22 protein-coding genes and 1 pseudogene are annotated in these 25,227 nt (G+C 65.0%); 12 read left to right on the top strand and 11 right to left on the bottom strand.

Translation table 11 applies throughout. The features are described from left to right. Positions 1-242: 242 nt before the first annotated feature. Entirely contained in the window at positions 243-1,625 is a 1,383-nt protein-coding gene (locus AC2CQI_RS28325; RefSeq protein WP_484578553.1) for an aspartate aminotransferase family protein, read from the top strand. Between the two features lie 120 nt (positions 1,626-1,745). Here AC2CQI_RS28325 and AC2CQI_RS28330 read toward each other — a convergent pair whose 3' ends face one another. Then, positions 1,746-2,189 carry a MarR family winged helix-turn-helix transcriptional regulator gene (locus AC2CQI_RS28330; protein ID WP_075802742.1) on the bottom strand — a complete coding sequence of 148 codons (444 nt, stop codon included), beginning with the start codon at positions 2,187-2,189 and terminating at the stop codon, positions 1,746-1,748. 81 nt (positions 2,190-2,270) lie between these two features. On the opposite strand from AC2CQI_RS28330, the gene AC2CQI_RS28335 reads away from it, so the two are divergent. After that, a complete protein-coding gene (locus tag AC2CQI_RS28335; protein WP_484578554.1) occupies positions 2,271-3,482 on the top strand; it encodes an aminotransferase-like domain-containing protein in 1,212 nt (403 codons plus the stop codon). A gap of 85 nt (positions 3,483-3,567) precedes the next feature. Here AC2CQI_RS28335 and folK read toward each other — a convergent pair. From folK to glyA, 6 genes and pseudogenes are all read right to left on the bottom strand, one after another. Further along, positions 3,568-3,897 (bottom strand): annotated as a pseudogene (gene folK, locus AC2CQI_RS28340) (2-amino-4-hydroxy-6-hydroxymethyldihydropteridine diphosphokinase); the annotation flags it as partial. Positions 3,898-3,911: 14 nt separating this feature from the next. Then, on the bottom strand, positions 3,912-5,255 hold the full coding sequence (locus tag AC2CQI_RS28345) for a GntT/GntP/DsdX family permease (protein ID WP_484578555.1): 1,344 nt from the start codon (positions 5,253-5,255) through the stop codon (positions 3,912-3,914). A 165-nt stretch (positions 5,256-5,420) separates the two neighbouring features. Beyond that, positions 5,421-6,317 (bottom strand): formyltetrahydrofolate deformylase, encoded by an 897-nt coding sequence (gene purU, locus AC2CQI_RS28350; RefSeq protein WP_075802738.1) that lies wholly within the window; start codon positions 6,315-6,317, stop codon positions 5,421-5,423. Between the two features lie 10 nt (positions 6,318-6,327). After that, positions 6,328-7,230: a bifunctional methylenetetrahydrofolate dehydrogenase/methenyltetrahydrofolate cyclohydrolase FolD gene (gene folD, locus AC2CQI_RS28355; RefSeq protein WP_484578556.1), complete on the bottom strand. Its 903-nt coding sequence runs from the start codon at positions 7,228-7,230 to the stop codon at positions 6,328-6,330. A gap of 53 nt (positions 7,231-7,283) precedes the next feature. Next, on the bottom strand, positions 7,284-8,615 hold the full coding sequence (dsdA, locus tag AC2CQI_RS28360; protein ID WP_484578557.1) for a D-serine ammonia-lyase: 1,332 nt from the start codon (positions 8,613-8,615) through the stop codon (positions 7,284-7,286). 63 nt (positions 8,616-8,678) lie between these two features. After that, positions 8,679-9,950, bottom strand: coding sequence for a serine hydroxymethyltransferase (gene glyA, locus AC2CQI_RS28365; RefSeq protein WP_484578558.1), 1,272 nt, complete (start codon positions 9,948-9,950; stop codon positions 8,679-8,681). A gap of 132 nt (positions 9,951-10,082) precedes the next feature. Here glyA and AC2CQI_RS28370 point away from each other — a divergent pair, with 132 nt between their 5' ends. From AC2CQI_RS28370 to AC2CQI_RS28390, 5 genes are all read left to right on the top strand, one after another. After that, a complete protein-coding gene (locus AC2CQI_RS28370; RefSeq protein WP_075802734.1) occupies positions 10,083-10,982 on the top strand; it encodes a LysR family transcriptional regulator in 900 nt (299 codons plus the stop codon). A 428-nt stretch (positions 10,983-11,410) separates the two neighbouring features. Continuing rightward, positions 11,411-12,457 (top strand): amino acid ABC transporter substrate-binding protein, encoded by a 1,047-nt coding sequence (locus AC2CQI_RS28375; RefSeq protein ID WP_075802733.1) that lies wholly within the window; start codon positions 11,411-11,413, stop codon positions 12,455-12,457. A gap of 63 nt (positions 12,458-12,520) precedes the next feature. Next, entirely contained in the window at positions 12,521-13,699 is a 1,179-nt protein-coding gene (locus tag AC2CQI_RS28380; protein WP_484578559.1) for an amino acid ABC transporter permease, read from the top strand. 10 nt (positions 13,700-13,709) lie between these two features. Beyond that, positions 13,710-14,822, top strand: a complete 1,113-nt coding sequence (locus AC2CQI_RS28385; protein WP_075802731.1) for an amino acid ABC transporter permease — start codon at positions 13,710-13,712, stop codon at positions 14,820-14,822. Continuing rightward, positions 14,819-15,574, top strand: a complete 756-nt coding sequence (locus AC2CQI_RS28390; RefSeq protein ID WP_075802730.1) for an amino acid ABC transporter ATP-binding protein — start codon at positions 14,819-14,821, stop codon at positions 15,572-15,574. Before AC2CQI_RS28385 ends, AC2CQI_RS28390 begins: the two co-directional genes overlap by 4 nt. A gap of 13 nt (positions 15,575-15,587) precedes the next feature. On the opposite strand, the gene AC2CQI_RS28395 is transcribed toward AC2CQI_RS28390, so the two are convergent. Further along, entirely contained in the window at positions 15,588-16,052 is a 465-nt protein-coding gene (locus tag AC2CQI_RS28395) for a MarR family winged helix-turn-helix transcriptional regulator (protein ID WP_075802729.1), read from the bottom strand. 256 nt (positions 16,053-16,308) lie between these two features. On the opposite strand from AC2CQI_RS28395, the gene AC2CQI_RS28400 reads away from it, so the two are divergent. From AC2CQI_RS28400 to AC2CQI_RS28420, 5 genes are all read left to right on the top strand, one after another. Continuing rightward, the gene (locus AC2CQI_RS28400; RefSeq protein ID WP_484578560.1) at positions 16,309-17,262 is read left to right on the top strand and encodes a PDR/VanB family oxidoreductase; all 954 of its coding nucleotides are present in this window, start codon (positions 16,309-16,311) and stop codon (positions 17,260-17,262) included. Positions 17,263-17,295: 33 nt separating this feature from the next. After that, entirely contained in the window at positions 17,296-18,375 is a 1,080-nt protein-coding gene (locus AC2CQI_RS28405) for a Rieske 2Fe-2S domain-containing protein (protein ID WP_484578561.1), read from the top strand. A gap of 157 nt (positions 18,376-18,532) precedes the next feature. Then, the gene (locus AC2CQI_RS28410) at positions 18,533-19,828 is read left to right on the top strand and encodes an MFS transporter (RefSeq protein WP_484580676.1); all 1,296 of its coding nucleotides are present in this window, start codon (positions 18,533-18,535) and stop codon (positions 19,826-19,828) included. Between the two features lie 35 nt (positions 19,829-19,863). Next, entirely contained in the window at positions 19,864-21,141 is a 1,278-nt protein-coding gene (locus tag AC2CQI_RS28415) for an OprD family outer membrane porin (protein ID WP_484578562.1), read from the top strand. Between the two features lie 76 nt (positions 21,142-21,217). Beyond that, the gene (locus AC2CQI_RS28420) at positions 21,218-22,156 is read left to right on the top strand and encodes a LysR family transcriptional regulator (protein ID WP_484578563.1); all 939 of its coding nucleotides are present in this window, start codon (positions 21,218-21,220) and stop codon (positions 22,154-22,156) included. Here the strand turns inward: AC2CQI_RS28420 and AC2CQI_RS28425 are convergent. From AC2CQI_RS28425 to AC2CQI_RS28435, 3 genes are all read right to left on the bottom strand, one after another. Next, positions 22,147-22,590, bottom strand: a complete 444-nt coding sequence (locus AC2CQI_RS28425) for a GlcG/HbpS family heme-binding protein (protein ID WP_484578564.1) — start codon at positions 22,588-22,590, stop codon at positions 22,147-22,149. The two genes, AC2CQI_RS28420 and AC2CQI_RS28425, sit on opposite strands and share 10 nt — an antisense overlap. Further along, positions 22,587-23,936, bottom strand: coding sequence for a metal-dependent hydrolase family protein (locus tag AC2CQI_RS28430; protein WP_484578565.1), 1,350 nt, complete (start codon positions 23,934-23,936; stop codon positions 22,587-22,589). Before AC2CQI_RS28430 ends, AC2CQI_RS28425 begins: the two co-directional genes overlap by 4 nt. 228 nt (positions 23,937-24,164) lie before the next feature. Further along, positions 24,165-25,097: a LysR family transcriptional regulator gene (locus AC2CQI_RS28435; protein ID WP_484578566.1), complete on the bottom strand. Its 933-nt coding sequence runs from the start codon at positions 25,095-25,097 to the stop codon at positions 24,165-24,167. Positions 25,098-25,227 lie beyond the last annotated feature (130 nt).

The raw sequence follows: 25,227 nt of genomic DNA on the forward strand, positions 1-25,227 counted from the left end.
AATCGCTAAGGGGAACGCAAGGACGGCTGCTTCATGACGTTGTTCTCTTTATTGATCTGGCACGAAGGACAAGGCCACGTTCGGGCCTGGACGGATGCTCCCACAGCCCGATCGGCTGGCGGAATCACCCCTTGGGGTGAGGCGCGGGCATCACCCCGAAGGGTGATTTCGGCGCGGGCCGCACTGGGTCAAGCTCTCCGGGCAGTGCAGTACCCAAACGACAAAAAAGAGGAACACCGTCCATGAACGCGCCTTTCGTCCCCCAGCGCCAGACCCGCGATTACCAGGCTGCCGATGCCGCCCACCACATCCACGCCTTCCTCGACCAGAAGGCGCTCAACGCCGAAGGGCCGCGGGTGATCGTCGGTGGCGAGCGCCTGCACCTGTGGGACAGCGAAGGCAAGCGCTACCTGGACGGCATGTCCGGCCTGTGGTGTACCCAACTCGGCTACGGACGCAAGGACCTGACCGCCGCCGCCGCAGCGCAGATGGACCAGCTCGCCTACTACAACATGTTCTTCCACACCACCCACCCGGCGGTGATCGAGCTCTCCGAACTGCTCTTCAGCCTGCTGCCCAAACACTACAGCCACGCGATCTACACCAACTCCGGCTCCGAGGCCAATGAGGTGTTGATCCGTACCGTGCGCCGCTACTGGCAGGTGGTCGGCCAGCCGAACAAGAAGATCATGATCGGCCGCTGGAACGGCTACCACGGTTCGACCCTGGCGGCCACGGCGCTGGGCGGGATGAAGTTCATGCACGAGATGGGCGGGCTGATCCCGGATGTCGCGCATATCGACGAGCCTTACTGGTACGCCGAGGGTGGCGAGCTGACCCCGGCCGAGTTCGGCCGTCGCTGCGCGCTGCAACTGGAAGAGAAGATTCTTGAACTGGGTGCCGAGAACGTCGCCGGCTTTATCGCCGAGCCGTTCCAGGGCGCGGGCGGGATGATCTTCCCACCGGAAAGCTACTGGCCGGAAATCCAGCGCATCTGCCGGCAGTACGATGTGCTGCTGTGTGCCGACGAAGTGATCGGTGGTTTTGGTCGTACCGGCGAATGGTTCGCCCATGAATACTTCGGCTTCGAGCCTGACACGCTGTCCATCGCCAAGGGCCTGACCTCGGGTTACGTGCCGATGGGTGGCCTGGTGCTGAGCAAGCGTATTGCCGAGGCGCTGGTCGAGCGCGGTGGTGTATTTGCCCACGGCTTGACCTATTCCGGGCACCCGGTGGCGGCGGCGGTGGCCATCGCCAACCTCAAGGCGCTGCGCGATGAAGGTATCGTGCGTCAGGTCAAGGAAGATACCGGGCCTTACCTGCAACGCATCCTGCGCGAGGTGTTCGAGAATCACCCGCTGATTGGCCAGGTGCAGGGGGCGGGGCTGGTGGCGGCGTTGCAGTTCGCCGAGGACAAGGGCAGCCGCAAGCGCTACGCCAACGAGAATGACCTGGCCTGGCAATGCCGCACCTATGGTTTCGAGGAGGGCGTGATCATCCGTTCGACCCTGGGGCGGATGATCATGGCGCCGGCGCTGATCGCCAACCACAGCGAATTGGATGAGCTAGTGGAGAAGACTCGTCGGGCGGTAGATCGCACGGCGCAGGCCTTGGGCAAACTCTAAGATCCGAGGGACACCGCAGACCCCTGTGGGAGCTGGCTTGCCAGCGATTGGGCCCGGCCTGGCAACATCATTGCCTGTGCCGACCTCATCGCTGGCAAGCCAGCTCCCACAGGGTCTGCGTTAATCCACTGATGGCACTCCACCCAGCGCCTGATTCACCGCCAACCACCCCATCACCGCCTCTTCCCCCGCCTCATCGAACGCCCGCTCCAGCAGCTTCACCTGCTCCTTGCGCAACATCTGCTCCAGCTTCACCCCCTCCGCCGTCAGTTCCAGCAGACGCTTTCGCTTGTCGCTCTCGGACGCCACGCTGTTCACCAGATGCATCTCCATCAACTGCCGCAGCGGCGTGTTCAGTGCCTGCTTGCTCACCCCCAGCACCCCCAGCAGTTCCTTGACGCTCAGGTTCGGATAGCGGGCGATGAAGAACACGATGCGCTGGTGCACCCGACTCAAGCCCCGGCGCTCCAGCATCTCGTCCGCCTTGCCGGTAAAGGCCAGGTAGCCGAAGAAAAAGGCTTCCATGGCCATCTGCTGCGCGGCGGTGTTTTTTAGGTCAATCATGTTGACACTTCCTGAGAGGCTGACGTAATTTCGGTCAAGCAGTTTGACTTATTTCCCCACGCTTCGCCATTGGTGCCGCCCATGCCTTTCTCCGAACGTGCTTCCCGCCTCAAAGGTTCCCTGATCCGTGAAATCCTCGCCGCTGCCCAGCGTCCGCAAGTGATGTCCTTTGCCGGCGGGCTGCCGGCCGAAGCCATGCTGCCGGCGGTGGACTGGAGCGCCATGCCGGTGTCCATGGGCCAATACGGCATGAGCGAAGGCGAGCCGGCGCTGCGCGAGGTGCTGGCCGCTGAGGCGCGGGCGCTGGGCATCCCCTGCGAGGCGAGCCAGGTGCTGGTGGTCAGCGGTTCGCAACAGGCCCTGGACCTGGCCGGCAAGCTGTATATCGACAAGGGCACCGAGATCCTTCTGGAAGCACCGACCTACCTGGCCGCGTTGCAGATCTTCCAGTTCTTTGGCGCCGACTGCATCTGCGTCCCGCTGCACGCCGACGGCCCCGACCTGGCCGCCTTGCGCGACCGCCTGGAGCAGCACCGCCCGGCCTTCATCTACCTGATTCCGACCTTCCAGAACCCGTCCGGGGTCTGCTACAGCGAGGCCAAACGCGATGCCGTCGCCGCGCTGCTCGACGAGTTCGGCGTGACCTTGATCGAGGACGAGCCCTACCGCGAACTGACCTTCGATGGTGTCAATGCGCGCCCCATCGTCAGCCGCCTGCAGCGTGCCAGCTGGATCTACACCGGCACCGTGTCCAAGACCCTGCTGCCGGGCCTTCGGGTCGGCTACCTGATCGCCAGCCCGGACCTGTTCCCACACCTGCTGCGCCTCAAGCAGGCGGCCGACCTGCACACCAACCGGGTCGGCCAGTGGCAGGCCCTGCAATGGCTGGGCACTGACCGGCTCAAGCAGCACCTGGGCGAGCTGCGCAGCTACTACCGCGTGCGCCGCGATGCGTTTCAGTCAGCCCTGGAAACCCACTTCGCCGACCTGGCCGAATGGAACCTGCCCAGTGGTGGCCTGTTCTTCTGGCTGACCCTCAAGCAGCCGCTGGATACCCGCAAGCTGCTCGACGCCGCCCTCGCGGTCGATGTCGCGTTCATGCCCGGCGAGCCGTTCTTCCCGGACCCGGAGGCGAACCACGGCCACTTGCGGCTGAACTTCAGCCATGTCGATCCCGCATTGCTGGACGAAGGCCTGCGCCGTCTGGCGCAGGTGATACGTGCAGCAACGGATAGCGCACCGGCTGCAACGCCGGCCCCGGTCGCAGCGCTTGCCAGTGCCGGGCAAGACTGACCCCGGTCAGCGGATGCAGCAGCCCGGGCGCCAGCAGTTGCAGCGGGTAGAGCACGAAGGAGCGGGTCAGGATTTCGCCGCGGGGCAACTCGACACCGTCAACCACGCCCCGCAGGTCATCGAACAGCAGCAGATCGATATCCAGCGCGATCAACTGCTGCCGGCTCCTGTCCCGTCCGTGCAGGTGCTCGATCTCCTTGAGCCAGGCAATCAGCTCGCCCACCGACAGCGTGGTCAGCGCCGACACGACAAGGTTGTAGAAGGGCGGCTGGTCGCCCTCCAGGGAGACGCTTTCATACATAGGCGAGCAGCGGATCTCCCGCAGGTGCTCATCCAGCATGTGCAGGGCGATCTGCAGGTGCGTCTCCCGTTCCACGTTGCTGCCAAGGCCGAGAAAAATCCGATGCTGGGTCATGCGTGGGGTCACCGTCAGATGAAGTAATCGAGTACCAGGGTCGCCAGCAGGGCGACGATGGAGGCCACCACGGTACCGCCGGTGAACTTCTTCAGCGCTTCCGAGAGCGACACGTTCAGGTACTCCTTGACCACCCAGAACGCCGAATCGGTGACATGGGCCCAGCCGATGGAGCCGGCACCGATGGCGATCACCAGGATCTCCGGCTTGAGGTGCGGGTCGGCCGCCAGCATCGGGTTGATCATGCTCGCGGCACTGACCATCGCCACCGTGGCCGAACCCACCGCGAAGTGCATCAGCCAGGCAATGAACCAGGCGAGGATGATCAGGTTGATATCGGTCCCGGCCAGCAGCCCGGAGATCGCCTTGCCCACGCCGCTTTCGATCAGCACCGCATTGAAGGCGCCACCGGCACCGATGACGAAGATGATATTGGCCAGCGGCGGAAAGCTGCGCTGGGTGACCTCCAGCAACTGCGCCATGCTCCGCCCCTGGCGCAGGCCGAGGGACCAGTAGGCGAAGGCCACCGAGATCAGCAGGGCGGTCAGCGGGTTGCCGACGAAGCGCGCCACATGCTGGACCGGCGAGGTCTCGGGCAAGCCGGCGGTGGCGGTCTTGAGCACCATCAGCAGCAGGGGCAGGGCGATGGTGAACAGGGTGATGCCGATCCCCGGCAGCGCGCGATCACTGGCGACCCGCGCACCATGGGATTGCAGGAACACCTGCTGCGCTTCGCTCGCCTGGCGGCCGCAGCACAGGCTGACCCAGATCGGCCCGGCGACGATCATGGTCGGGATGCCGACCAGCAAGCCATACAGGATCACCATGCCGACATCGGCATGCAGCATCCCGGTGATCGCCATGGCCGCCGGGTGCGGCGGCAGGATGCAGTGGATGGTCAGCAGGGAAATGGCCAGGGGGATGCCGAGGTACATCAGGTTGATCCGGGTTTCCCGGGCGACCACGTAGACCAGCGGAATCAGCAGGACGAAACCCACTTCGAAGAACACCGGGATCCCGGCGATGGCGCCGACGATGGCCATGACCCAATGGGCCCGGGTCGAGCCGAGTTTCGCCAGCAGGGTCTTGGCCAGGCGCTCGGCGCCGCCGGACTCCTCGAGCATTTTCCCGAGGATGCCGCCCAGGCCGATGATCGCGATCAGGAAGCCGAGGGTGCCGCCGAAGCCGGCCTCGAGGGATTTGACGATGGTGGCCGGTTCCATGCCCGAGCCGAAACCGACCACGAAGCAGGCGATCACCAGGGCGATGAAGGCGTGCAGGCGGACTTTCATGATAAGGAAGATGATCAGTGCAATGGAGGCGAACAGCACCCCCAGCAGCCAGGTAGTCTCTTGCATGTCGAGGTCTCGCACCTTGTTGTTTTTTTGGTGCAGCGACGCCGGTTCGGCCTGTCGCCGTGATCCGGCGTGAATGAGGGGCCTCCCGGAGCGGAACTCCGGGAGGGGTGTTGCACCTGCTTGGGTTTGGTCAAACACGCAGGCACCAGGGTTGACGCGCTGGCGTCAACCGATGGTCTCGGACGAATAGGAATCCGGCGAAGGCGGGAACACGATGGTCTTGTTCTCGTTCAGGAACACCCGGCCATGCACATAGGCGTGGATGGCCCGGGCCAGCACCTGGCTCTCCACGTCACGGCCCAGCGACACATAGTCGTCCGGGCTCTGGGCGTGGGTGATGCGGACGATGTCCTGCTCGATGATCGGGCCTTCGTCGAGGTCGGCGGTGACGAAGTGCGAGGTCGCGCCGATCAGCTTCACCCCGCGGTCGAACGCCTGCCGGTACGGGCTGCCGCCCTTGAACGAAGGCAGGAACGAGTGGTGGATATTGATGATCCGTCCGGACATCTGCTGGCACATCTCGTCGGAGAGGATCTGCATGTAGCGCGCCAGCACGATCAGCTCGGCGCCGGTGTCGCGGACGATGCGCATCTGCTCGGCTTCGGCCTCGGCCTTGTTCTCCTTGGTCACCTTGATGTGGTGATAGGGAATGCCATGGCCCTCGACTACTTTCTGGAAGTCCAGGTGGTTGGAGATCACCCCGACGATATTGATCGGCAGCACGCCGATGCCCCAGCGGTACAGCAGGTCGTTCAGGCAGTGGCCGAAGCGCGAGACCATGAGGATGACCTTGCGCTTGGTGCGTTCGTCGAAGAACTCGTAGTCCATCCGGTACTTCGTGGCGATCTCGCGGAATTCGTTGTCCAGGTCCACCAGCGAGCGGCCTTCCTCGGAGCGGAAGGTGATGCGCATGAAGTAGCGCCGGGTGCTTTCGTCGTCGAACTGCGCGCTGTCGCGGATATTGCAGCCGCGCCCGGAGAGGAACGCGGTGATATCGGCGGTCACCCCGCGGATCGAAGGGCAGCTCACGCGCAGGACGTAGTTGGGTTTGTTCTGGCTCATCGGGGTCACCTTAAACGGCTGCGGCGGCGGGTTGGGTTACGAGGGGGTGCTGGCGCTTGAACGCGGTCAGGGTATTGGCCAGCAGGCAGGCGATGGTCATCGGGCCGACGCCACCGGGCACCGGGGTGATCGCGGCGGCATGCCCGGCTTCGGCGAAGGCCACGTCGCCGACGATGCGTGAGCGACCGTCGCGTTCGATGCGGTTGATGCCGACATCGATCACCACCGCGCCCGGCTTGATCCAGTCGCCCTTGACCAGCTCCGGACGGCCCACGGCGACCACCAGGATGTCGGCGCTGCGGCACAGGGCCGGGACGTCGCGGGTCTTCGAGTGGGCCACGGCCACCGTGCAGTTCTCGGCCATCAGCAACTGGGCCATGGGCTTGCCGACGATATTGGACTTGCCCACCACCACCGCATTCAGGCCGGACAGGCTGCCCAGGCGATCCTTCAACATCAGCAGGCAGCCCAGCGGCGTGCACGGCACCAGGGCGTCCTGGCCGGTGGCCAGGCGACCGGCATTGAGAATATGGAAGCCATCCACGTCCTTGTCCGGATCGATGGCGTTGATCACCGCGTTGCTGTCCAGGTGCGCCGGCAGCGGCAGTTGCACGAGGATGCCGTTGACCTCGCGGGCGGCGTTCAGCTGCGCCAGCAGGTCCATCAGTTCGGCCTGGCTGGTGCTGGCCGGCAGACGGTGGACGAAGGACTGCATGCCGACGGCCAGGGTCTGGCGGTGCTTGGCGCTGACATAGACCGCGCTGGCCGGGTCTTCGCCCACCAGCACGACGGCCAGGCCCGGGGTGATGCCGGTGCGTGCCTGCAAATCGCGGACATCGTCGGCCAGGCGTTCGACCAGATCGGCGGCAAAGCCTTTGCCGTCGATGCGTTCGGCCAGAAAAGGTGTGTTCATGGAGCGTTACCTCGACATCGTTATTGTTCTTGGCGGGGCGCAGGTGCTGCTGTTCAGTTGCCGGCCACCAGGGCGGCGCCACGTTGCAGGAACTGCTGGAACTGCTCTTCGGGCACGAAGGCGCCGCCGGTGGTCCACACCACATGGGTGGCGTTGGCGAGCTTGCCGGTCAGGCCCTGGGCCTGCTGATAGGCCAGGCCGCGCGGGCTGCGCACGATGAACTGCGGTCCGGCGAAACCGGCGGTGGCGGACGGCTCCAGGCGGATCGCCTGGGTGGTCTCGGCCATCCACAGCCAGCGGAACAGATCGTCGTCGGCCACGGTGAAGACTCCGGCCAGCAGCGGTTTCATCACCTCGGCGACAAAGGCCGACATGCGCGCCACGGCCATGCCGTCCGCCTCGGTGCGGTTGTTCAGGCCGACGTCGTAGACCGAGACCAGCTCTTCGGCGCCGCTCATCATGTGCACCAAGGCGCAGGGCGACTGCACCGGCTCGACGAAGAAGGTGTGGGCGGCATCGCCGAAGATCGCCTTGAGCCCGTAGGCCACGCCGCCCGGCGCGCCGCCGATACCGCAGGGCAGGTAGATGAACAGCGGATGTTCCGCGTCCACCTGCACCCCGGCGGCAGCCAGCTGCGTGGCCAGTTCGCTGGCGGCCGCGCTGTAGCCGAAGAACAGCATCTGCGAGCGCTCGTCATCGACGAAATAGATGCTCGGGTCGGCCTCGGCATCCACCCGCGCATGCTCCACGGCAGTGGTGTAGTCGGCCTGGTGGCGGACCACTTCCACGCCCAGGCGGGTCAGGCGATCGACCTTCCATTGCTTGGCATCGGCGGACATGTGCACCACGGCGCGGAAGCCCAGGGCGCGGGCGGCGATACCGACGCTCAGGCCCAGGTTGCCGGTGCTGCCGACGGCGATGGTGTGCTGGGCGAACAGCGCCCGGGCCTGCTCGCCGGCCAATACGGTGATATCGCCGCCCGGGGTGAGGATGCCGCGCTTCTCGGCCATCTTGCGGGCATGCATGAAGACTTCGTAGACACCGCCACGGGCCTTGATCGAACCGGCCACGGGCAGGTCGCCATCGGCCTTGACGAACACGCGACCGTAGTCGGCGTCCTGGTAACCGAGGGCGTCGCGCAAGGCCTTGGTCTCGATCAGTTGCGACTGGATGCGGCCCTTGGCGGCGGCCAGTTCCGGGAAGCAGCGTTGCAGCAGCGGCGCCAGGGCCTGCCAGTTCTGCTCGGCTTCCTCGACCTGGGCGGCGCGCACCGGCAGGGCCGGATCGGCGATGCCGTTGTCCTTCAGGCCGGGGTTCAGCCACAGCGCCGGGCGTGCGGCCAGGACGTCTTCGCGGGCGGGATCATTGGGGAGTTCGACGCTCATCGTTGTTTTCCTGAAGCAGGGGAGAGTGCGGCGGGCACCATGGCCGGTGCCCGCCGCCACGTCTCAGGCATAGATAGGGAACGCTGCGCACAGCTCGGTCACGGCGGCGCGGCTCTTCTCGATCAGCTTGGCACGGCTGGCCTCATCAGCGCTTTGGGCTTCGAAGATATCGGCGATCAGATGGCCGATGGCCTCGAACTCCTTGGCGCCAAAGCCACGGGTCGTGCCGGCGGACGAGCCCAGGCGCAGGCCTTTCCACTCCGAAGGGCGGGCGCTGTCGAAGGGGATCGGGTTCTTGTTCGAGGTGATGTTGATGCTGCTCAGGGCATCCTGGGCGTGCTGGCCGGTGAGGTCCTTGGACGACACATCCACCAGCACCACATGGGTATCGGTGCCGCCGCTGACGATGCGCACACCACGCTCCTGCAGGACCTTGGCCAGCAGGCGGGCGTTGGCCTTCACATTGGCGCCGTAGGTCTTGAATTCATCGGTCAGCGCTTCGCCCAGGCACACCGCCTTGCCGGCGATGGTCGCCAGGTGCGCGCTGCCCTGCACGCCGGGGAACACGGCGGGCTGGAGCTTCTTGAAGAGGTCCTCGCGGTTGGTCATGACCAGGCCGCCACGGGCGCCGCGCAGGGTCTTGGTGGTGGTGCAGGTGACGAAGTCGGCATGGGGAATCGGCGACGGATGCACCCCGGCGGCGACCAGGCCGGCGAAGTGGGCCATGTCCACCAGGTAGGTGGCGCCGACCTTGTCGGCAATGCCGCGCATGCGGGCGAAGTCGATTTCCCGCGGGTAGGACGAGCCGCCCGAGATGATCAGCTTCGGCTTGTGCTCCAGGGCCAGGGCCTCGACGTTCTCGTAGTCGATGCGCCCGCTTTCGCGGTCAACGCCGTAGGACACGATGCTGAACCAGCGTCCCGACTGGTTGGGCTTGGCGCCGTGGCTCAGGTGGCCGCCGGCGGCCAGGTCCAGGCTCAGGACCACGTCGCCCGGTTGCAGCAGGGCGAAGAACACCGCCTGGTTGGCCTGGGTACCCGAGTGCGGCTGGACATTCACGTACTCGCAACCGAACAGCGCCTTGGCCCGGTCGATCGCGGCCTGCTCGACCACGTCGGCGAAATCGGCACCGCCGTGGAAGCGCTTGCCCGGGTAGCCTTCGACGGTCTTGTTGGTGATCACCGAGCCGAGGGCTTCGAGGGAGGCGCGGCTGACCGAGTTCTCCGAGGCGATCAACTCGATCTGGCCCTGCTGACGTTTTTTCTCGTCGTCCAGCGCCTTGAAGATCAGCGGGTCGCGCAATGCAAGGTTGTCGTTGAAGTAGGAATGCGTCATGGCGGCGGTACCTTTATCGGGTTGTTCTTGGGTTTTTTTCAGCCTATCGCCTGCAAAAACTCAAAAAAAGCGAATAATATTTCAAGGATACGTAAGCCGAACTTAACGATTGGGGCGAGGGGGAGAAGCGCGATGGATATCGGCAAACTGGGCGCCCTGCGCGAGCTGGCGGTGCGCAAGACCATGGCGGCGGTGGCCGAGGCGCTGCACGTTTCGCCGTCGGCGGTCTCGCAGCAGATCTCGCTGCTGGAACAGGAGCTGGGTATCGATCTGGTGGAGCGGCGCGGACGTGGCGTCGAGCTGACCATTGCCGGGCGCACCCTGGTGGAGCGGGCCAACCGCATCTTCGCCGAGCTGGAGTCGGCGCGGGCCGATATGGCCGAGCTGAAGAAGGTGGTGGCCGGGGATCTGCGCGTGGCGGCGTTTCCCTCGGTGGCCTCGGCGCTGATGCCCAGGACCATGCGTGCCTTGCGCACGGCCTATCCACGGCTGGAGGTGCTGTTCGAGGAGATGGAGCCGGAGGAGGGCCTGAATGCCCTGCGCAGTTGGCAGACCGACGTGGCCCTGATCGACGACCTGAATATCCCGCCGGGGCTGCTCGACCCCGGGATCGAGCTGACGCCGCTGATCGAGGATGTCTTCCACGTGATGATGGCGCCGGATCATCCGCTGGCTGGCCGGGATGAAGTGAGCTGGGCGGAGCTGGAGGGTGAGCACTGGGTGATCGATACGGCGTCGGGCACCTATACGCGGATGCTCAGCGAGGCCTGCCAGCGCTCGGGGTATGTGCCGAAGATCATTGCCCGTTGCAAGGGCGCCGAGGTGACCAGTGCGCTGATTCGCGAGGGTTGTGCGATTGCCATGTTCCCGGGACTGCGGGCGCATACCGAGATGCAGGGTGTCCGGGTCAGCCGGCTGGTGCCGGAGATTCGCCGGCGGATCTCGGTGGCTTATCGCAAGGGAGAAAAGAAGAGCCCGGCGTTGCGGGTGTTCATTCAGTGCCTTGAGGAGCATGCCCTGGCATTTCGCTGATGTACGCGGACCCTGTGGGAGCGGGTTCACCCGCGATTGCAATAGTGAATCCACCATCGTAATCGCGGGTGAACCCGCTCCCACAGGGTCCGCGTCAGGCTTTGCAGTTCAATCAGTAAGTTTCCCTTACCCATACTTGCAGAATTATTCGCTTTTTCTCTCCTTCCACTGGCGCTACGGTTCTCCCAGGGCCGATAGCGATCACCTCGTTGTCCTGCTCTGACGGCGTTTCACACTTCGCCCCCTGCACACGGGGGCCTTTTCAAAACAATAAAGAGAGGGCCGACGATGCCACTCGTACCTGTGCACCACCTTGTCCCCGGGCCCTGACGCCCGTTCGCTGTTTTCTGCCTCTTTCTGCTGTTCGAATTTCCGCCTGCCGTGCATCCCGCCCGGGCGGAGGGTTTCTGCTGCAATAAACAAGGGCGATAAAAATGAAAAAAGAAAACAACCTCTCCACCCTGGCACTCAGCGTCGCAGGGCTGGCCCTGGCCTCCCTGCTCTCGACCAGCGCCATGGCTGGCACCACCCTGGACAACATCAAGAAGAAAGGCTTTATCCAGTGCGGCATCAGCGACGGCTTGCCGGGCTTTTCCTTCACCGACGCCAAGGGCAGCTTCCACGGCTTCGATGTCGATGTCTGCCGGGCCGTCTCGGCGGCGATCTTCGGCGACTCGGAAAAGGTCCGCTACACCCAGCTCACGGCGAAGGAACGCTTCACCGCCCTGCAATCCGGCGAAGTCGACCTGCTTTCCCGCAGCACCACCTGGACCTCCTCCCGTGACGGCTCCATGGGCATCCTCTTCGCCGGGGTCGCCTACTACGACGGCCAGGGCTTCCTGGTGAACAAGAAGCTTGGCGTCAACAGCGCCAAGGAACTGGACGGCGCCACCTTCTGCATCCAGGCCGGTACCGTCACCGAACTGAACCTGGCCGACTATTTCCGCGCCAACGGCCTGAAGTTCACGCCGATCTCCTTCGACACTTCCGATGAGTCCTTCAAGGCCCTGGAGTCAGGGCGCTGCGACGTGCTCACCGCTGACCAGTCGCAACTCTATGGCCAGCGCCTGAAGCTGGCGTCCCCCGACGACTACGCCGTACTCCCCGAAGTGATCTCCAAGGAACCGCTGACCACTGCGGTGCGCCGTGGCGACGAGGAGTGGTATTCGGTAGTGCGCTGGACCCAGATCGCCATGCTCAATGCCGAGGAACTGGGCGTGACCTCGGCCAACGTCAAGGACCTGACCAAGGGCGCGAAGAACCCCGACGTGGCCCGCCTGCTCGGCGTCGAAGGCAGCCTGGGCAAGGACCTCAACCTGCCCAACGACTGGGTGGTGAACATCGTCGCCCAGGTGGGCAACTACGGTGAGTCCTTCGAGCGCAACCTCGGCACCGGCAGCGACCTGAAGATCAAGCGCGGCCTCAATGCGCTTTGGAGCCAGGGCGGCCTGCAATACGGTCCCCCTGTGCGCTGAACCTGGAGTTGCCCGGCCTGGCGCCGGGCAATGGCCTGATTGCCTGTCCGGTAGAGTCGAACCATGCAAACCACTGCTCCTGCCTCGCGTAAATTCTCGCTGGGCGATCCGCGCCTGCGCGCCTTGCTCTTCCAGCTCGTCACCGTCGCCGTCGTCCTGGCGGTCGGTTTCTACCTGTTCCACAACACCCAGACCAACCTGCAACACCGGGGTATCACCTCCGGCTTCGACTTCCTCGAACGCAGCGCCGGCTTCGGCATCGCCCAGCATCTGATTCCCTACACCGAATCCGACTCCTATGCGCGGGTCTTCGTCATCGGCCTGCTCAACACGCTGCTGGTGACCTTCATCGGCATCGTCCTGGCGACCCTGCTCGGCTTCATCATCGGTGTGGCGCGGCTGTCGCCGAACTGGATGATCAACAAGCTGGCCACCGTCTACGTCGAGACGTTCCGCAACATCCCGCCGCTTTTGCAGATCCTCTTCTGGTACTTCGCGGTGTTCCTGACCCTGCCGGGACCGCGGGGCAGCATCAACATCAACGACACCTTCTTCATCAGCAACCGCGGGCTGAACATGCCCGGGGCCTCGGCTGCCGAGGGCTTCTGGCCGTTCGCCGTCGCCGTGCTGCTGGCGATCGCCGCCGTGGTGTTCATGGTGCGCTGGGCCAACCGCCGCTTCGAGGCGACCGGCGAGCCGTTCCACAAGTTCTGGGCCGCCCTCGGCCTGCTGCTGGTGATCCCGGGCCTGAGCGTGCTGCTGTTCGGCAATCCGCTGAGCTGGGAACTGCCGGAATTGAAAGGATTCAACTTCGCTGGCGGCTGGGTACTGATCCCCGAGCTGCTGGCGCTGACCCTGGCCCTCACGATCTATACCGCGGCGTTCATCGCCGAGATCGTCCGTTCCGGGATCCGCTCGGTCAGCCACGGCCAGACCGAAGCCGCCCGTTCCCTCGGCCTGCGTGAAGGCCCGACCCTGCGCAAGGTGATCATTCCCCAGGCCATGCGGGTGATCATCCCGCCGCTGACCAGCCAATACCTGAACCTGGCGAAGAACTCCTCGCTGGCGGCCGGTATCGGTTACCCGGAAATGGTGTCGCTGTTCGCCGGCACCGTGCTGAACCAGACGGGGCAGGCCATCGAAGTGATCGCCATCACCATGAGCGTGTACCTCGTCATCAGCATCGGCATTTCCTTGCTGATGAATGCCTACAACAAGCGCATCGCGCTGATCGAGCGCTGAGGAGCCGAGCATGAATGCCTTCGTCTTCAAACCCGATATGCCGCCGCCGGTGAAGACCGTCGGGGTCGTTGCCTGGCTGCGGGCCAACCTGTTCTCCAGCGGGTTCAATACCCTGCTGACCCTGGGTGCGCTCTACCTGGTCTGGCTGATCGTTCCGCCGTTGTTGCAATGGGCCGTGTTCAAGGCCGACTGGCTCGGCACCAGCCGCGCCGACTGCAGCGGGCAGGGCGCCTGCTGGGTGTTCATCCATCAGCGTTTCGATCAGTTCATGTATGGCTACTACCCGGGCGAACAGCGCTGGCGGGTCGACCTGGTGGTGCTGGCGGCGCTGCTGGGCGTGCTGCCGCTGTTTCTCAAACGCCTGCCGCGCAAGGCGCTCTATGGCGCCGGCTTCCTCTTGCTGTATCCGCTGCTGGCCTACGTGCTGTTGTTCGGCGGCATGGCCGGTCTGGTGAAGGTGCCCACCAGCCAATGGGGCGGCCTGCTGCTGACGTTGGTCATCGCCACCGTCGGTATTGCCGGCGCCTTGCCCCTCGGCATTCTCCTGGCCCTGGGCCGACGTTCGCGGATGCCGGCGGTGAAGGTGGTCTGCGTGACCTTCATCGAGTTCTGGCGCGGCGTGCCGCTGATCACCGTGCTGTTCATGTCCTCGGTGATGCTGCCGCTGTTCCTGCCGGAGGGCATGAGCTTCGACAAGCTGCTGCGGGCCATGATCGGGGTGATCCTGTTCCAGTCGGCGTACATCGCCGAGGTGGTACGTGGTGGTCTGCAGGCCATTCCCAAGGGGCAATATGAAGCCGCTGCGGCCATGGGCCTGGGCTACTGGCGCGCCATGGGCCTGGTGATCCTGCCGCAAGCCCTGAAGCTGGTGATCCCCGGCATCGTCAACACCTTCATCGCCCTGTTCAAGGACACCAGCCTGGTGGTGATCATCGGCCTCTTCGACCTGCTCAACAGCGTCAAGCAGGCCGCCGCCGACCCGGCCTGGCTGGGCATGGCCACCGAGGGCTACGTGTTCGCGGCCCTGGTGTTCTGGATCTTCTGTTTCGGTATGTCCCATTACTCCCGAGGCCTGGAGCGCAAGCTCGATACCGGCCACACGCGTCAGGAGCGTCAAGCATGACCCAGGCAAATCCGTCGTCCGCACCGATCATCCGCATCGAGGACATGAACAAATGGTACGGGCAGTTCCATGTGCTCAAGCAGATCAACCTGGAGGTACGTCAGGGCGAGCGCATCGTCCTGTGCGGGCCGTCCGGCTCGGGCAAGTCCACCACCATCCGCTGCCTCAATCGTCTGGAGGAACACCAGCAAGGGCGCATCGTCGTGGATGGCGTGGAACTGACCAACGACCTCAAGCAGATCGAAGCCATCCGTCGTGAAGTCGGGATGGTGTTCCAGCACTTCAACCTGTTCCCGCACCTGACCATCCTGCAGAACTGCACCCTGGCGCCGATGTGGGTACGCAAGCTGCCCAGGCGCCAGGCCGAGGACATCGCCATGCACTACCTGGAGCGGGTGCGCATTCCGGACCAGGCGCACAAGTATCCCGGGCAGCTTTCCGGCGGCCAGCAGCAGCGCGTGGCGATTGCCCGGGCGCTGTGCATGAAGCCGAAGATCATGCTCTTCGACGAGCCGACCTCGGCGCTGGATCCGGAGATGGTCAAGGAGGTACTGGACACCATGGTCGGCCTCGCCGAGGACGGCATGACCATGCTCTGCGTCACCCATGAAATGGGCTTTGCCCGCACCGTGGCGGACCGGGTGATCTTCATGGACAAGGGCGAGATCGTCGAGCAGGCCACGCCCGGGGAGTTCTTCGACAACCCGCGCAATCCGCGGACGCGGAGTTTCCTAAGCCAGATACTGCACTGAGGCCTGGCCTCCCTCACGCCTGCGGTTCAACCGCATTGACCTGGTCCAGTTGGGCCGTCATCCGGTGCAGGAAGCCGATCAGCGTTTCGATTTCCTGCTCATCCAGATTGCCCAGCAACAGGCGCTCCCGTTCCAGGGCCGTGACCAGCACCCGGTCATGCAGCGCCTGGCCTGGCTCCGTCAGCGAGACGGTATAGCGCCGGGCGTCCTTCGCATCGACCCGGGTCGAGACGTACCCGTCGCGCTCCAGGGTCTGCAGCGCCCGGCTGATGGCGCTCTTGTCCAGCCCGATGACCTGGACCATGCGGTTGGCACTGATGTTGTCCTCCACCGCGAGCATTGCCAGCAGCCGCCATTCGACGATGCCGATCCCGTAATGCTTGCGGTAGCAGGCCGACGCACCACTCGACATCTTGTTGGTGAGGAAGGTGAGCAGGGCCGGTACATAGCGATCCAGATTCAGCGGCGTATGGGACATGGCAGGAAGGGCACCTGTGCGTTCTTGGAAAATTGGTTGACATCGCAACTAAAATGACTAGGATGAAAATCACTTGAGGATTCTGCGTGCGCATCATAAGCGCACGCGACATTACAATAAAAACCAGAGGCCCCGTGTCATGACCTGCCTGCGTAAATCTCTCCCCGCCGACCCGTAAGACCGTCGTTGCGCCGGTAAACCCGGCATTCCCACCTTCATTTTTCAAACACTGCATAACCGTGGTGAGGGCAGGCTCATGCTCGAAGTTCGTGTGTCACAGAAAATCATCGAAGCCGAGGGCGTCTGCAGTTTCGAACTGCTCGCGGCCAATGGCGAGCGCTTGCCTGGGTTTACCGCAGGGTCGCATGTCGACGTGCAGGTGGCGCCCGGCGTGGTCAGGCAGTACTCGCTGTGCAACTCCCCCGAGGACAGCGATCGCTACCTGATCGCCGTCCTCCACGAGCCGGCTTCCCGTGGCGGCTCCCGGGGCATGCACGAGCAGATCGAGGCGGGCGCGCGGCTGATGATCGGCCCGCCCAGGAACCTCTTCGATCTCGACCTGAGCGGGGAACGCTACCTGCTGTTCGCCGGGGGGATCGGGATCACGCCGATCCTGGCGATGGCCCATGCCCTGGTCGTCGCCGGCAAGGATTTCGAGTTGCACTACTGCGGGCGTTCCCTCGGGCGCCTGGCATTTCTCGACCTGTTGAACGGCCCGCTGTTCGGCCAGCAGTTGCGTATCCATGTCGACGATGGCCCGGCCGAACAGCGGCTGGATGCCGCGCGGCTGCTGGCGAATCCCTCGGGCGCCGACCAGCTGTATGTCTGCGGGCCCGGCGGGTTCATGAACCATGTGCAGTCCACCGCCAGGGCTTGTGGCTGGAGCGACGGGCAGATCCACCGGGAGGATTTCGCCGCCCAGCCCCAGGTGCAGGACGGTGACCGTGCCTTCGAAGTCGAGCTGGCGCGCTCCGGTCGTGTGCTCGCCATTCCCGCCGGGCAGACCGTGCTCGACGTCCTCCTGGCGAACGCCGTCGATATCGAGAGCTCGTGCGAACAGGGCATCTGTGGTGCCTGCACGACCCGCGTGCTGGGTGGCGAACCCGATCACCGCGACCAGTTCATGACGGCCGCCGAGCATGCCCGCAACGACTGCTTCACCCCCTGCTGCTCGCGCTCGCGCAGCCCGCGGCTGGTGCTGGATCTCTGAACCCCAACAAGAAAACCCTGAGAGGAGACTGTGATGAGTACATCGAATGCCCAGGCACTTGCCTATGAGGTCGGCGCGCCGGCCGCACTACCGAAATTCCCGCTGAACCAATGGTATGTGGCCGGCTTTGCCTGGGAGCTGAAGGACAAGCCGGTGGGGCGCACATTGCTGGGCAAACCCCTGGTGCTGTTCCGCACCGCCGAGGGCCAGGTTGCCGCCCTGGAAGACCGTTGCTGCCACCGGGCGCTGCCGCTGTCCAGCGGGACCCTGGAAGGGCAGGGCCTGCGCTGCGGTTATCACGGCCTGCTGTTCGACGCGACGGGCCAGTGCCTGGAGGTGCCCGGCCAGGCGAAGGTCCCGAGCAAGGCCAGGGTCCAGGCCTGGCCGGTGCAGGAGCGCGACCAGATCATCTGGATCTGGTTCGGCAGCCCCGAGCAGCCGCAGCCATCGTCCGAGCCGCCGGCCTACGAGGTCCACAGCAGTGGCGAGTACGTCTTCGAAGGGGGCATCTATCACTACGATGCGCCCTACCAGCTGATCCACGACAACCTGCTCGACCTGAGCCACCTGGGCTACGTGCACCTGCGCACCATCGGCGGCAATGCCAGCATCCATATGAACGCGCAGATGCGGGTCGAAAGCGACGAGGGTTCGGTCAGGGTCATCCGTCATATGCCGGGTTCCGAGCCGCCACCGACCTACAGCGCCGCATACCCGTTCCAGGGCAAGGTCGATCGCTGGCAGGAAATCGAATTCCTGGTGTCCCACCTGCGCATCTGGACAGGTGCGGTCGATGCCGGGACCGAGCCGCTCGACGACCCGCGGCGCGGCGGTTTCCACATGCGTGGTTTCCACGGTGTGACGCCTGAAACCGAGACCACCAGTCACTACTTCTGGACCATCGCGACCAACCCGAAAAGCGACGTCGAGGCGATCAAGGCCAAGGTCGTCGAGCAGACCGCGATGACCTTCGATGAAGACAAGGTGGTGATCGAGGCCCAGTACCGCAACATGCTCGAATTCGGGCCCAGGCCGATGATCGATATCCACGTCGATGTCGGGGCCAACCGCGCGCGCAAGATCATCGAGCAGTTGCGCCAGGCCTCGGCCTGATTTCGTTCCGCGACCTCCGGGTCGTCCTTGCGTTGCACGACTAACAAAAACAAGAAGGTATCCAATGCAATTTCCACGCTCCCCTTCCGGCAGCGCGCAGGCGGCTGCGCGCAATTACACCGCCGTTTCCATCGTCCAGCGCCTGGATGAAAAGGCCATGGGCCGCTTCCAGTGGCAGGTCGTGTCCCTGTGTTTCCTGATCAACATGCTCGATGGCTTCGATGTGCTGGTGATGGCCTTCACCGCATCATCGGTCGCCGCCGAGTGGGGGCTCAGCGGGATAGAGATCGGCTACCTGCTGAGTGCCGGCCTGGTCGGCATGGCCCTGGGCTCTCTGTTCATTGCGCCCTGGGCCGATCGTTTCGGGCGCCGACCATTGATCCTGCTGTGCCTGGCGATCGCTGCACTGGGCATGCTCCTGTCATCCCGGGCGCCTTCGGTGCAAATGCTCGGCGCGCTGCGCTTCCTGACCGGGCTGGGGATCGGCGGGATCCTTGCGAGCAGCTATGTGATCGCCGGTGAATACGCCAACCGTAAATGGCGCAGCCTGGCGATCAGCCTGCAGTCCACGGCCTATGCCCTGGGCGCAACCCTGGGCGGTCTGTTCGCGGCGCAGGTCATTCCCGAGGCCGGTTGGCGTTCGGTGTTCCTGTACGGCGGGATCGCCACCCTGATGACCTTGCCGGTGATGTTCCTGTTGTTGCCGGAGTCTATCGCCTACCTGCTGGCGCGCCAGCCCCGGGGTTCGCTGGGCAGGGTCAACGGACTGCTGGGGCGGATGGGCGTGGAGCCGGTCGAGGCGTTGCCGACACCCCAGGCGCTGGAGCGGAAGTCGCCAGGGCAAGGTTTCGCGACGTTGTTCTCGGGCCCGCTGTTGCGTTCGACGCTGCTGGTCTGGGCCGGCTTTTTCCTGGTCATGTTCGGCTTCTACTTCGTCATGAGCTGGACTCCCAAGTTGCTGGTATCGGCCGGCCTGTCCAACCAGCAGGGCATTACCGGAGGGGTGCTCCTGAACCTTGGCGGGATCGTCGGCACGTCGCTGATCGGCTTGCTCGCGGCGAAGTACCGGCTGTCCCGGATCCTGGTGGGCTACCTGTTGCTCAACGCCTTGCTGCTGGCGATCTTCGTCCATTTCACCGCCCACCTGAGCCTGGCCTTCGTCCTCGTGCTGTTGATCGGCGTCCTGGTGAATGGCTGTGTCGCCGGCCTCTATGCGCTGACGCCGGGCATCTATGCCCCCGAACAACGGGTCACGGCGCTCGGCTGGGGCATTGGCGTCGGGCGCATCGGCGCGATCCTCTCGCCGCTGGTCGCCGGCGGATTGATCGACGCCCACTGGCAGCCTGCCGACCTGTATCTGCTGTTCGCCGGGGCGTTCCTGCTCGCGGCCCTGGCCGTGCGCCTGATGCGCAGCCAGGCACCGCTGCCGGCCGCCCGGCCCCTGGCTTCCTGAACACATCGCCAATAACAACAACAAGGTGACGCTGAATGAGCCTGTTCATGACCCGCCTCAAGCCATTGGCTTGGGGCATTCTCCTGGGCCTGGCCGCCCAGGGTGCTACAGCCGGTCTTATCGAAGACAGCAGCGCAACGCTGACGGCCCGCAATTTCTACCTGGACCGTGACTACAAGGGCGACACGCCTTACCCGGCGGCGCGGGAGTGGGCGCAGGGTTTCATCCTCAAGGCCAACTCCGGGTTCACCGAAGGCACCGTCGGTTTCGGCCTGGACCTGACCGGCCTGCTGGGGCTGAAGCTTGATTCCTCGCCTGAGCGTACCGCGACCCAGCTTCTCGCCTACAACCCCAGGACCCGTGAGGCCAGGGACGAGTACTCGGAACTGGGCCTGACCCTGAAGGCCAGGGTCTCGAAGACCCGGCTCTCCCTGGGAACGCAGTTCCCCTCGCTGCCGGTGATCACCGCAAGCCCGGCCCGCTTGCTGCCGCAGTCCTTTCGCGGAGTCTCGCTGGTGTCCGATGAGTGGGACGACCTGACCCTGCATGCCGGACGCATGGACCGGGTCAACCTGCGCGACTCCACCGACTACGAGCCCATCGGGCTGGCGTCGCCCAATGGTCGCTTCAAGGCGGGGGCGACCTCCGAGCGTTTCGACTTCTATGGTGGCGAGTATCGGCCAACGTCCGGCCTGACCTTGCGTCTGCTGCGAGCCGAGCTGGACGACATCTACACCCAGGACTTTCTCGGCGTGCTGCATATGGCGCCGCTGGGCACGGGGAGGTTCAGGTCGGATGTCCGAATCTTCAACAGCCGTGAAGACGGGCGGGCCAAGGCCGGCAGCATCGACAACCTGAATGTCGGCGCTATGTTCACCTACCTGTGGGGTGTCCATGGCCTGGGGGTGGGGTACATGCGCCAGTTCGGCGACAGTGCCTTTCCCTATATCGCCGGAGGGGAGCCGTCGGTGCTCAGCGACGGCACGATGAGCGCGGACTTCGTCAACCCGCGCGAACGGACCTGGGCCGTGCGCTATGACCATGACTTTGCCGGCATTGGCCTGCCCGGGCTCACGGGCATGGTGCGTTACCTGCACGGCGACAGCATCGACCTGCCGGCACTGGGCGGCAGTCGGCTGACGGAGTCTTCCAAGGATTTCGAGCTGGCGTATGTCGTGCAATCGGGGCCGGCAAAAGGCTTGGTGCTGCGCATCAGGGAAGCGTTCTACCGCAACCAGCAGGGCGCGGCTTCATCCTTCAGGAGCGACAACGAGACCCGGATCAATATCGATTACACGCTGAAGATCTGGTGAGCCTGCGTCGCCTCGGGGAGGTATCGTCCGGGGCGATACCTGGCAGTGTGAAAAGCGCCAGGTTCACGGATGTCCCGTGGGTTATAACCCCTGCATGCGCTACCGCCGTCTCGACCTCAACCTCCTCGTCGCCCTGAACGCCCTGCTCGAAGAAAGCAGCGTGAGCAGGGCCGCCGAGCGCCTGAACCTGGGCCAGTCGGCGACCAGTGCGGCGCTCGGGCGCCTGCGTGAGCACTTCCAGGACCCGCTGCTGCTCCCCGTAGGCCGCGGCCTGCAACCCAGCCCTTTGGCCCGCCAACTGGCGCCCCGGGTTCGCGAACTGCTGGCCATGACCGACGAGCTGGTGGCAACCACCGCCGACTTCGACCCCGCCCGCTGCGAGCGCTGCTTCACCCTGGTGGCCTCGGACTATGTGGCGGCGACCCTGATCCCCGCGGTCAGCCGTGCATTGAGCTGCCTGGCGCCCGAGGCCTCCCTGGTGGTGCGCGACCTGTCCCTATCCCGCGATGGCGACCAGGTGGCCGAAGCCCTGGAGTACCGGCGCAGCGACCTGGCGATCGTCCCGCAACGGCGGATCAACACCGCCTATCCCCACGCTGCGCTGCTTGATGATGAGCTGCGCTGCATCGTGTGCGCCGAGCACTGGCCGGAAGGTCAAACCCTGGATCTCACCCGCTTCCGCGAAGGGCAACACGTTCTGCGCGAATTCGCCGACGGGCAGACCCTGTCCCTGGATACCCAGCACCTCAAGGATATCGGCCTGGAGCGCCGTGTGGTCGCGACGGTGCAGAGCTTCGTGCTGATGGCCGAATTCGTGATCGGCACCCCGCGTATCGCCACGCTGTTCCGTCGCCAGGCCGAGGCGCTGGCGCGGCGTTATCCGTTGCGGGTGCTGCCGGCGCCCATTGCCTTCCCGCCGGCGGCCCAGGCCCTGCAGTGGCATCCGCAGCAGGCCAGTGATCCGATGCTGGCATGGTTTCGCCAGTTGCTGCTGGAGCAGGCGGCTCAGCTCTGAGGATCGCCGGTATCACCCCTTAGTCCGACCTCGGCAATTGCCAGCAGGGCGCAGCGCTCATCATTGTCCGAGGTATCGCCGCTGACACCGATGGCGCCGAGCAGACGGCCCTCGGTATCGCGCAACAGGATCCCGCCTGCCACCGGAATCACTTCGCCGTCGGTCAGGCTGTTGATCGCATCGAAGAACGCCGGCATCGCCTGCGCCCGTCGTGCCAGTTCCCGGCCGCCCATGCCCATGCCGAGGCAGCCACGGGCCTTGCCGCTGGCGATGCGCGGGCGCAGGAAGCTGGCCTGCTCGTCGCGCAGGACCGCCAGCGGATGGCCGGCGGTATCCAGCACGGCGGCGGCCAGTGGTCGAATGCCCAGCGTGCGGGCCTGACGCAGGGTGGCAGCGGCCAGGCGCGTGGCCAGTTCGAAGTCGAGGGCGGTCATGCCGGCAGGCTCCATTTGCCCAGTTCCGTGACCCGGTCGCGGGTGTAGAGATCGGTCCACTTCAGGCTGTTGAAGTCCGAAACCTGCTTGGGGTTGTAGGCAGTGCGTTGCAGCTTCACCGGCTCGCCGGCCTTGTACACGGCCTGCAGGCGGCTGCGGTCCTGGAGGATGCGGATATCGTCCAGCGGCGAGCCGTCGAGGATCAGCAGGTCGGCCTGCTTGCCCGGCTCCAGCGTGCCGAGGGTTTCGCCGCGGGGCATCAGGCGGGCGCCGACATTGGTGGCGGCGAACAGGGCTTCGGCCGGGGTGAAGTCCAGGCGCCGCACCAGCAGTTCCAGTTCCCGGGCATGCCACTCGCCGTAGGGCGTCACGGCAAAACCGCTGTCGCTGCCGCAGGCGAAGGGGATGCCGGCGGCCTTGGCCCGTTTCAGGACCGGCGTGCCCAGTTCCAGGGTGCGCGCGCAGTAGCCGGCATAGCCGGTGGCGATGGCGGGATCGTGGGGCTGGCAGAAGTCCACGGTGTTCTGCGGGAAGGTCATGGTCGGGGCGAGGATGCTGCCGGCTTCGAGCAATGCCTCGATGCAGGCGTCGTCCATGTAGAAGGCGTGGAAGACCAGGTCGACCCCGGCTTTTGCGGCATACATCACCGCCTCGCGACCGTAGGCATGGGTGGCCACGCGGCAGCCGAGGCGATGGGCTTCCTCGACCATCTCGCGGGTTTCCTCGGCGGTAAAGGCGGCGATGATCTCGCCGTTGGCCCGCCGCTGGGTGCCGTCCATGGCGATCTTGATCAGGTCGACGCCGTCCTTGGCCTGCTTGCGGATTTCCGCGATGGCCTCGGTGCGGCTGGTGACCAGGGCGGCGGTGAAGTATTCCGGGGCGCCGACGCGGCTGGGGAACCAGTCGTTGAGGCTCTGGCGGTTGGTGATCACCCGGCTGCTGGCGGCGATGCGCGGGCCTTCGAAGAGGCCGGCGTTGAGCGTATTGCGCACGGCGATGCTGAGCTGGCCGCTATCGCCGGGGCAGACCATCGACGTCACCCCGGCGGCGAGTACGTGCTGGGCGAAGAACAGGCCGCGCAGGGCGCGGAATTCGTCGCTGGTCCAGATATCGATGTCTTCCTCGCTCTGGGCGTTGCCGAAGGCCAGGTGGGTGTGCACGTCGATCAGGCCGGGCATGACAAAATGGCCATGGGCTTCGCGGTCGCCGGGTTGTGGGCGGGGGGACTGGGCGCTGGGTCCGGCGTGGCGGATCTGGCCGTTTTCGATGATCAGCGTCTGGTGGTGAAGGGGGTCGAGGCCGGTGCCGTCGAAGAGGGTGGTGCAGTGGAGGTGCAGGGCGGTCATGGGGTGGAGCCTCGTCTTGTTGGTTGTGACGGAGGCTAGGGGGCTGTGAGGGTAGGGACTATCAGATGCTGTCGATGGACTGCCATCGACGCCCTGGATAGGTCCGGAACCCGGAGTAATCCTGTAGGAGCGTGGCTTGCCCGCGAAGGACCGCGCAGCGGTCCCGGAATGTCACTGACCACACCATTTTGGGACCGCTGCGCGGTCCTTCGCGGGCAAGCCACGCTCCTACAGGGCCGCGCGTTCATCCGGGGCATTGATGTCCTGGATGCAATTCCCAATCCGCCCCCGCAGCCACTTCAACATCGGATCCCCCTCCATGCTCCGGTGCCAGAGCATGTATTCCCCCATCAGCGGAATCTCCATCGGCGTCGGCAATATCCGCAGCGGCAGATACCGCGCATACAACTGCGCCAGCCGCCGGTGCATGGTCGCCAGCCGTGGCGTGCCCACCAGCAATTGCGCGAGGGTGTTGAAGTCATTGGTGATCACCTCCAGCCGCCGCTTCACGCCGTACTGGTTCATGATCCAGTCCTCGATGCTCAGGTGCCGGTTGCGCCCGAAACCTACCGAGATATGCCCCATCGCCAGGTACTGCTCCAGGCTCAGGCTGTCTCCCACCTCCAGGTTGCCCCGCCAGGCCACGCAGACATGATCCTCCTCGAACAGCAACTGCGCCGGGTGATCATCAAGCCGGTAGCGCTCGGGCACGATCATCAGGTCCACCTCGCCACGGATCAGCAATTCGGCACTGTTATCCCCCGGGCTGAGCATCTCGAAGGTGATCCCCGGCGCCTCCTGGTGAATCCGCTGGATCACCTGGGCGAACAGCACGCTGATCAGGTAATCCGAGGTCACCAGGCGAAAGTGCCGCTTGCTGGCCGCCGGGTCGAACACCGGCCGGGCAGTGATGGACGAGCGAATGGTCAGCAGCACTTCCCGCACCGGTCCGGCCAGTTCCAGGGCGTAGGGCGTGGGCTGCATGCGCCGCCCGACCTGCACCAGCAACTCGTCTTCGAAGAAGGTCCGCAGGCGCCCCAGCACCCCGCTGGTGGCGGACTGGGTCATGTGCAGGCGCTCGGCAGTGCGGGTGATGTTCTGCTCTTCCAGCAGCACATCCAGGGCAACCAGCAGGTTGAGGTCCAGATGGTGAAAACGCATGGCTCAGGCTTCTTGTAGTTGTTTTGCCGATACCTTCCCGTCCCCTCCGCACCCCGTCAATGCACCCGGGTATCGCATTTGCCGATGCCTGATATCCCGCCTCGCGATGCCTTCGAGGTATCGCGCCGCT

Source organism: Pseudomonas sp. P2S-1, from assembly GCF_057197725.1.

Coding starts and splice junctions, on each gene's coding strand:
- folD (WP_484578556.1), bottom strand. CDS start 7,230: ATGAACACACCTTTTCTGGCCGAACGCATCGACGGCAAAGGCTTTGCC.
- AC2CQI_RS28330 (WP_075802742.1), bottom strand. CDS start 2,189: ATGATTGACCTAAAAAACACCGCCGCGCAGCAGATGGCCATGGAAGCC.
- AC2CQI_RS28415 (WP_484578562.1), top strand. CDS start 19,864: ATGAGCCTGTTCATGACCCGCCTCAAGCCATTGGCTTGGGGCATTCTC.
- AC2CQI_RS28325 (WP_484578553.1), top strand. CDS start 243: ATGAACGCGCCTTTCGTCCCCCAGCGCCAGACCCGCGATTACCAGGCT.
- dsdA (WP_484578557.1), bottom strand. CDS start 8,615: ATGAGCGTCGAACTCCCCAATGATCCCGCCCGCGAAGACGTCCTGGCC.
- AC2CQI_RS28395 (WP_075802729.1), bottom strand. CDS start 16,052: ATGTCCCATACGCCGCTGAATCTGGATCGCTATGTACCGGCCCTGCTC.
- AC2CQI_RS28400 (WP_484578560.1), top strand. CDS start 16,309: ATGCTCGAAGTTCGTGTGTCACAGAAAATCATCGAAGCCGAGGGCGTC.
- AC2CQI_RS28380 (WP_484578559.1), top strand. CDS start 12,521: ATGCAAACCACTGCTCCTGCCTCGCGTAAATTCTCGCTGGGCGATCCG.
- glyA (WP_484578558.1), bottom strand. CDS start 9,950: ATGACGCATTCCTACTTCAACGACAACCTTGCATTGCGCGACCCGCTG.
- AC2CQI_RS28370 (WP_075802734.1), top strand. CDS start 10,083: ATGGATATCGGCAAACTGGGCGCCCTGCGCGAGCTGGCGGTGCGCAAG.
- AC2CQI_RS28405 (WP_484578561.1), top strand. CDS start 17,296: ATGAGTACATCGAATGCCCAGGCACTTGCCTATGAGGTCGGCGCGCCG.
- AC2CQI_RS28335 (WP_484578554.1), top strand. CDS start 2,271: ATGCCTTTCTCCGAACGTGCTTCCCGCCTCAAAGGTTCCCTGATCCGT.
- AC2CQI_RS28430 (WP_484578565.1), bottom strand. CDS start 23,936: ATGACCGCCCTGCACCTCCACTGCACCACCCTCTTCGACGGCACCGGC.
- AC2CQI_RS28390 (WP_075802730.1), top strand. CDS start 14,819: ATGACCCAGGCAAATCCGTCGTCCGCACCGATCATCCGCATCGAGGAC.
- purU (WP_075802738.1), bottom strand. CDS start 6,317: ATGAGCCAGAACAAACCCAACTACGTCCTGCGCGTGAGCTGCCCTTCG.
- AC2CQI_RS28425 (WP_484578564.1), bottom strand. CDS start 22,590: ATGACCGCCCTCGACTTCGAACTGGCCACGCGCCTGGCCGCTGCCACC.
- AC2CQI_RS28345 (WP_484578555.1), bottom strand. CDS start 5,255: ATGCAAGAGACTACCTGGCTGCTGGGGGTGCTGTTCGCCTCCATTGCA.
- AC2CQI_RS28385 (WP_075802731.1), top strand. CDS start 13,710: ATGAATGCCTTCGTCTTCAAACCCGATATGCCGCCGCCGGTGAAGACC.
- AC2CQI_RS28410 (WP_484580676.1), top strand. CDS start 18,533: ATGGGCCGCTTCCAGTGGCAGGTCGTGTCCCTGTGTTTCCTGATCAAC.
- AC2CQI_RS28435 (WP_484578566.1), bottom strand. CDS start 25,097: ATGCGTTTTCACCATCTGGACCTCAACCTGCTGGTTGCCCTGGATGTG.